At 66.8% G+C, this 5,730-nt stretch carries 5 protein-coding genes; all 5 read left to right on the top strand.

The annotated features are described in order from the left end of the window. Window positions 1-271 precede the first annotated feature (271 nt). The 5 genes from FPZ47_RS26295 (at window position 272) to FPZ47_RS26275 (ending at window position 5,677) form a co-directional block, all read left to right on the top strand. Window positions 272-1,324 (top strand): tyrosine-type recombinase/integrase, encoded by a 1,053-nt coding sequence (locus FPZ47_RS26295; RefSeq protein WP_210420018.1) that lies wholly within the window; start codon window positions 272-274, stop codon window positions 1,322-1,324. Then, complete coding sequence (locus FPZ47_RS26290; protein ID WP_144957012.1) at window positions 1,308-1,640, top strand: helix-turn-helix domain-containing protein; 333 nt, start codon at window positions 1,308-1,310, stop codon at window positions 1,638-1,640. The genes FPZ47_RS26295 and FPZ47_RS26290 overlap by 17 nt, the downstream gene beginning before the upstream one ends. A gap of 3 nt (window positions 1,641-1,643) precedes the next feature. Continuing rightward, window positions 1,644-4,046, top strand: coding sequence for a hypothetical protein (locus tag FPZ47_RS26285; protein WP_144957011.1), 2,403 nt, complete (start codon window positions 1,644-1,646; stop codon window positions 4,044-4,046). Beyond that, complete coding sequence (locus FPZ47_RS26280; protein ID WP_144957009.1) at window positions 4,043-5,158, top strand: cystathionine gamma-lyase; 1,116 nt, start codon at window positions 4,043-4,045, stop codon at window positions 5,156-5,158. Before FPZ47_RS26285 ends, FPZ47_RS26280 begins: the two co-directional genes overlap by 4 nt. An 81-nt stretch (window positions 5,159-5,239) precedes the next feature. Then, window positions 5,240-5,677 (top strand): GNAT family N-acetyltransferase, encoded by a 438-nt coding sequence (locus FPZ47_RS26275; protein WP_246133626.1) that lies wholly within the window; start codon window positions 5,240-5,242, stop codon window positions 5,675-5,677. The last annotated feature ends 53 nt before the right edge of the window (window positions 5,678-5,730 follow it).

Raw genomic sequence — 5,730 nt, 5'->3', positions numbered from 1 at the left:
AACCCTCGGGAATTGCATCAGACGGGCGAATTGTCGCAGGTCGCCTGGCGAGTGGGCGAAGGCAACGGTCCCACTACATCGGGCCGACACGCCGCTTGAGGTGTGTTCCTTGCGTGGCGAGCCCGTTGGATGCAAGATACTTGCCTTGAAGGGTCGTATCGATCCGGGGTTGGAGGCAGATGTGGGACGGGCGGATCTGGCCGGTGCAGCACACCTTCAGCTCATTTCCGGGGTGGTGCAGCTGCGCCCGGAAGACGCCGTGTTAGAGGCGATGTTGCGCGGCTGGCGTGCCCAGCAGACGGCGCGGGGGCTGCGTGAAGACACCATCGCGCCGCGGGAGCGGCTGATGCGCCGGTTCGTCGAGTTCACCAACGAGTACCCGTGGTGTTGGCTGCCGGGGCATGTCGACGAGTGGACGCAGTCGCTGATGGCGGAGTCGCATCTGGCGCCGTCGACGATCCGTGGCTACCAAACCGATCTACGGCTGTTCAGCGAGTATCTCTGCGACGCCCGCTATGGCTGGGCTGCGATGTGTCAGGAGCAATTCGGGCCAGGGGTGCATCCGGTTCCGATCTGCCATGAATGGAACACGATTGCTCATCTCAATGACTACGAGGGCAATCCGGAGGCCCGCCCGTTCAGCCGCACGGAGTTGCAGCGCTTCCTCGACTATGCCGACGAACAGGTCGACCGTGCGGTGCGTGCGAAACGCAAGGGCGCGCTGGCCGCCTACCGAGACGCGACGCTATTTAAGGTGATTTACGCGTGGGGCCTAAGGCGTACCGAAACGTCGAAGTTGGACGTCCTTGACTGGGGCCGGAACCCCGCCGCCCCGGAGTTCGGCCGGTTCGGGATGCTGCATGTGCGCTACGGCAAGGCGGTGCGCGGCCAGCCGCCGCGACGCCGCAACGTGCCCTCGGTTATGGGCTGGGCGGTGGAGGCCGTCGCGGACTATGTCGACAGCATCCGGCCCCGCTTCGGCAACGAGGAGCATCCGGCCATGTGGTTGACCGAACGCGGCGGCCGGGTGGCACCGGCGGAAATCAACGCCCGCTTCGTCGCCTACCGCGATACGCTCGGGCTGCCGAAAACCCTGACACCCCATAGTCTTCGGCATTCCTGGGTCACACACCTGACCGAAGACGGGGTTGATCGCAGATTCATTCAGGAGGCTGTTGGGCACCGCTGCGATACGTCCACGGCGATCTACACCCACGTGTCCGGCGACTTCATGAACACCGCGCTGCGCAAGGCCCTCGGCCCCGCCCTCGACAACCAACGCATCTCAGCGCCGGAAGGAGTCCTGAATGGCGCGCAAACTTGACTACCGCTGGCACCTGCGCCAGGTCATGGCCGCGCGCGGCATGTTCGCCACCACCGACCTGATCGAACCGTTGGCGCAGCGCGGGATCCACCTATCCTCCAGCCAGGTCTACCGGCTAGTCGTGGAACGACCCGAACGGCTGAGCCTGAAGATCTTGGTGGCGCTGCTCGACATCCTCAATTGCACGACGGACGACCTAATCGAACCGTACGCCGTAGCGTCTCCTGTTCGGCGGAAGCGCACCGCGAACGGTGAGGACGCCGGCGTCGGTGGCCTGCGGCCGAAACGCGCCCGTATCGCCGACGTCGACGGTTGACCGGTGCCGGACGTGTTCGTATTCGAGGTCCTCGACGATCCGATCGGTGTCATGGTCGATCTGTTGCTGCAACATCAACCTGGGCTGGATCGCGCCGCGGTCACGAGCATCGCCGAGCGCGTGGCGGGTGGTCGCGCGAAACGCCGCGGCCTCGCCCAGGCTCTGGTGGACCGGCCCGCAGTGCTCACCGATGGGCGTTCCCCGGCCCCGCGCGCGGTCGCTGATCTGCTGATCGCGTTGAACAAGGCTGGTGCAATACATATTTCGGCGCCGGTGTGCGCCGGGTGCGGCAAACTGCTGCGCACGATCCAACGCCGCGGAGAGCACTGGTACTGCGGTGTGTGCGGCCCGCGGCGCGAACCGTGCGCGGCCTGCGGGCAACTCCGGCGGGTGAGCTGCCGCGACCGCGACGGGCGACCCAGATGTACGCAGTGCCCCCTCGACGACGGACGCGACCCGACGGCGCTCATCGTCGAGGCTGTCACTGAAGCGGATCCAACGCTGTCGGCCGAGGTGATCGGTGCGGCGAGCATCGCGGCCGCGCCGCAAGCCGGGCAGCGCCATCGTCTGGCCTGGGCGCTGCAGGAGCGGCCCGACCTGCTCACCGGCGCCGGAGCCGAGGCGCCGGTGCCGACGGTGTTGCGGCTGATCGACAGGCTCTGCGACGTCGAGGCACGCACCATCGTTCGTCCGGCCTGTCCAGGCTGCGGCAGGGTTATCCACCTTTATCGGCCGATTGGTGGGAAGTGGTTGTGCCGCAACTGCACCGCCAAGACCCGGGCGCAACCGTGTGCGCGGTGTGGGGCCATCCGCGAGGCCGCCACCCGCGACGAACACGGCAAGCCGCTGTGTCCCCACTGCCTGATCACCGATCCGGCCAATCAGGAAACCTGCATCGACTGCGGTCGCCGCCGCCCAGTCAGCGTGCGCACCGACATCGGGCCGGTCTGTGCGATCTGCCGGCCAGTGAAGACGATGACCTGCTCAATCTGCGGACACGACGGACCCTGCACCGTGTCCGCGGCGACCGGGAAACCGTGGTGCCTGACCTGCCACAAACGCTGGGCTCGGTGCGCCATCTGCAACCGGACGCGCCCGATCCGCGGCGGCACCGTCGGCGACCCACGCTGCGCCGAATGCGTCAGGGACGAGCCCGGATTCTGGCGCACCTGCCCGGGATGCGGGCAGCCCGGGCGACTGCATACGAGTAGGTGTGCCCGCTGCGCGGTGCAGCAGCGGCTCCGCGACCTGCTTGGCGACGAGCACGGCCACATCCGACCGGGGCTGCGTGAGCTCTACCAGGCACTGATCGCGACCGAACGCCCCAACACCGTCGCGGTCTGGCTGGACCGCAGCGGGCCCATCCTGCGCGAGCTCGACGCCGGCCAGCGCGTGCTCTCGCACGAGACGCTCGACGAACTGCCCGCCGGCAAACCGGTCGAACACCTTCGCAGCGTGCTGGTCGCGATCGGCACCCTGCCGCACCGCGACGAACAGATGATCCGGCTGCAACGCTGGACCGCCGACCTCATCGTCGCCCGCGCCGACGCTGAAGAGCGAAACCTGCTGCACCGCTACGCCGTCTGGCACGTCATCCGCCGGCTGCGCGGCCGACTCGGCGACGCCGACACCACCTACGGGCAGGCTGTGGCCGCCAAACGCAACATCAAAGCCGCTGTCGCGCTTCTGGATTGGCTGACCGCTCGTGGCCTGACGCTGGCCACCGGAGGCCAAGGCGACCTGGACGCCTGGCTGGCCAGCACACAACCTCTCCGCGGCGACAGCGGCAACTTCGTACGCTGGGCGCGCAAACACAAACTCACCCGACTCGACCACGCCGCCGAGCGATGGGGCGGCCCGACCGGGACCATCGACACCGAAACCCGATGGGAACAGGCCCGCTGGCTCCTACACGACGACACCATCGACACCGCCGACCGCGTCGCCGGCCTGCTGGTGTTGCTCTACGCCCAGACCGCCACCACCATCAGCCAGCTCACCGTCGACCACGCCCAGATCACCGGGCCGCAGGTGCGGCTGCGGCTCGGTCGAGAACCGATCCTGATCCCCGAGCCGCTCGACCAGATGGTCCGCGAACTCGTCGAGACCCGAGCCGGTCACGCCGCCGTTGGCAACCATCGCGAATCCCCATGGCTGTTCCCCGGCGGACGACCCGGACAGCACCTGAGCGCCTTCCGGATGGTCGAACGACTGCGCCAACTCGGCATCCAGGCCAGCCGGGCTCGATCCGCCGCCCTGTTCCAACTCGCCACCGACCTGCCCGCCGCGATCCTGGCGCGCACCCTTGGTATCCACATCAGCGTCGCCGCCGCATGGCAACGCGCATCTGCTGGTGACTGGACCGCCTACGCCGCCGAAATCAGCCGCCGGGACGAACGGCCATGACCAATCGGTACGGCGATTCCACTCGCAGCGTCAAAGCCGTGAATTCGCGGGCCATCCCGGGCCAGCCGGTGGTGTCGGCCCCCGTACTGGCGTCCACCTATCACCTGTCGACCGACGAGGCGGCGGACCTCGACACCTACGGCCGCAGCGCCAATCCGACCTGGCGGCACCTGGAATCGGCGTTGGCGCAGCTGGAGGGCGCAGACAGCGCGTTGGTGTTCGGCTCGGGTATGGCGGCGATCAGCGCCGTGCTGCGGGTGCTGGCTAAGCCTGGGTCGGTGTTGGTGGTGCCGGCCGATGGCTACTATCAGGTCCGCCGCTACGCAGCGGAATATCTTGTGCCCATTGGGGTCACAGTCATCGAGGCGGGCAGTACGGATATTTGTGATGTCGCCGGTAGCGCCGACGTGGTGCTGGCCGAGACACCTACCAATCCGGGACTAAATGTGGTCGATCTGCACCGGTTGGCGACGATCTGCCACGGTCGTGGCGCAAGCCTGGTCGTGGACAACACGTCCGCCACACCGCTGGGCCAGCAGCCGCTGTCGCTCGGCGCTGATTTGGTAGTGGCCAGCGCCACCAAGGCCCTGTCGGGTCACAGTGACGTGCTCGCCGGATACGTGGCCGGCAGCCAGCCCGAGTTGATCGCCGCCCTAGAACGCGAACGGCTGCTTGCCGGTGCGATTCTGGGCGCGTTCGACGCGTGGTTGGTGCTGCGCAGCCTGGGCAGCGCTGGACTGCGCTTCGAACGCCAATGTCGTAACGCGCAAGCGCTGGCGACGATGCTGAGGGATCATCCGGCGGTGCGGGCGGTGCGCTACCCGGGACTGTCCGACGATCCGGCGTATCCGGTGGCCGCGGCACAGATGCGCCGATTCGGTGGCCTTGTGTCCGTTGAGCTTGCCGACGCCGCTGCCGTGCACGCGCTGGTAGAGCGCAGCGAGCTACTGATTGCGGCCACCAGCTTCGGTGGAATCCATACCTCAGTGGATCGCCGGGCCCGCTGGGGCGACCCCGTCTCCGACGGTTTCGCGCGCATCGCGCTGGGCATCGAGGACACCGACGACCTACTAGCCGACGTTGAACGCGCCCTCGAGGCCCCCGCACCGTGACCCACGAACCACGTCGGACCACAGCCCTTTGAGGACCGATCACACTGAAAGCCAAACGCATAAAAAAGTGAGGAGAAGACGTTGCCGAACCTGCACGGTGTCGACTTTTCTGCGGCTGGCGCGCGTCTGGATCGCGACTGGCTGTGGCATGAGCTGACCGAGCATGCGTATTGGGCGAAATACCGCACCCGCGACATGTTTGAGCAGCAACTCGACAGCGCCTGGCGGGTTGTTGGTGCGTATCGCGCTGTCGACGGTCGGATGGTGGGTTTTTGTCGCGCCTTCTCCGACGGAGCGGCCATGGCCTACTTGGCTGACCTGTACGTCTCTCGCGAGGAGCGCGGCCTGGGAATCGGACAGGAGCTATTGCGGGTCATGATCGACAAAGGCCCCGGCCGGAACTTCCGATGGATGTTGCACACTGCCGACGCGCACAACCTGTACGAGAAATTTGGCTTCGTCGCACCCGATGCAACGTTCATGCAGCGCGACTTCCGACTGTCCGATGTTCGTTCATGACCCCATCAACCTTGAGGCATTCAGACAGTTGGAATATCTGATGTCGCCAGAGC

Origin of the sequence: Mycobacterium helveticum (assembly GCF_007714205.1) — a bacterium.
Classification (GTDB): Bacteria; Actinomycetota; Actinomycetes; order Mycobacteriales; family Mycobacteriaceae; genus Mycobacterium; species Mycobacterium helveticum.
The sequence above is the reverse complement of the archived record's forward strand: the minus strand, read 5'-3'. Positions and strand labels throughout refer to the sequence as shown.

Excerpts from the sequence above, each read along its gene's own strand:
- FPZ47_RS26280 (WP_144957009.1), top strand. The coding sequence starts at position 4,043 with ATGACCAATCGGTACGGCGATTCCACTCGCAGCGTCAAAGCCGTGAAT.
- FPZ47_RS26295 (WP_210420018.1), top strand. The coding sequence starts at position 272 with ATGTTGCGCGGCTGGCGTGCCCAGCAGACGGCGCGGGGGCTGCGTGAA.
- FPZ47_RS26290 (WP_144957012.1), top strand. The coding sequence starts at position 1,308 with ATGGCGCGCAAACTTGACTACCGCTGGCACCTGCGCCAGGTCATGGCC.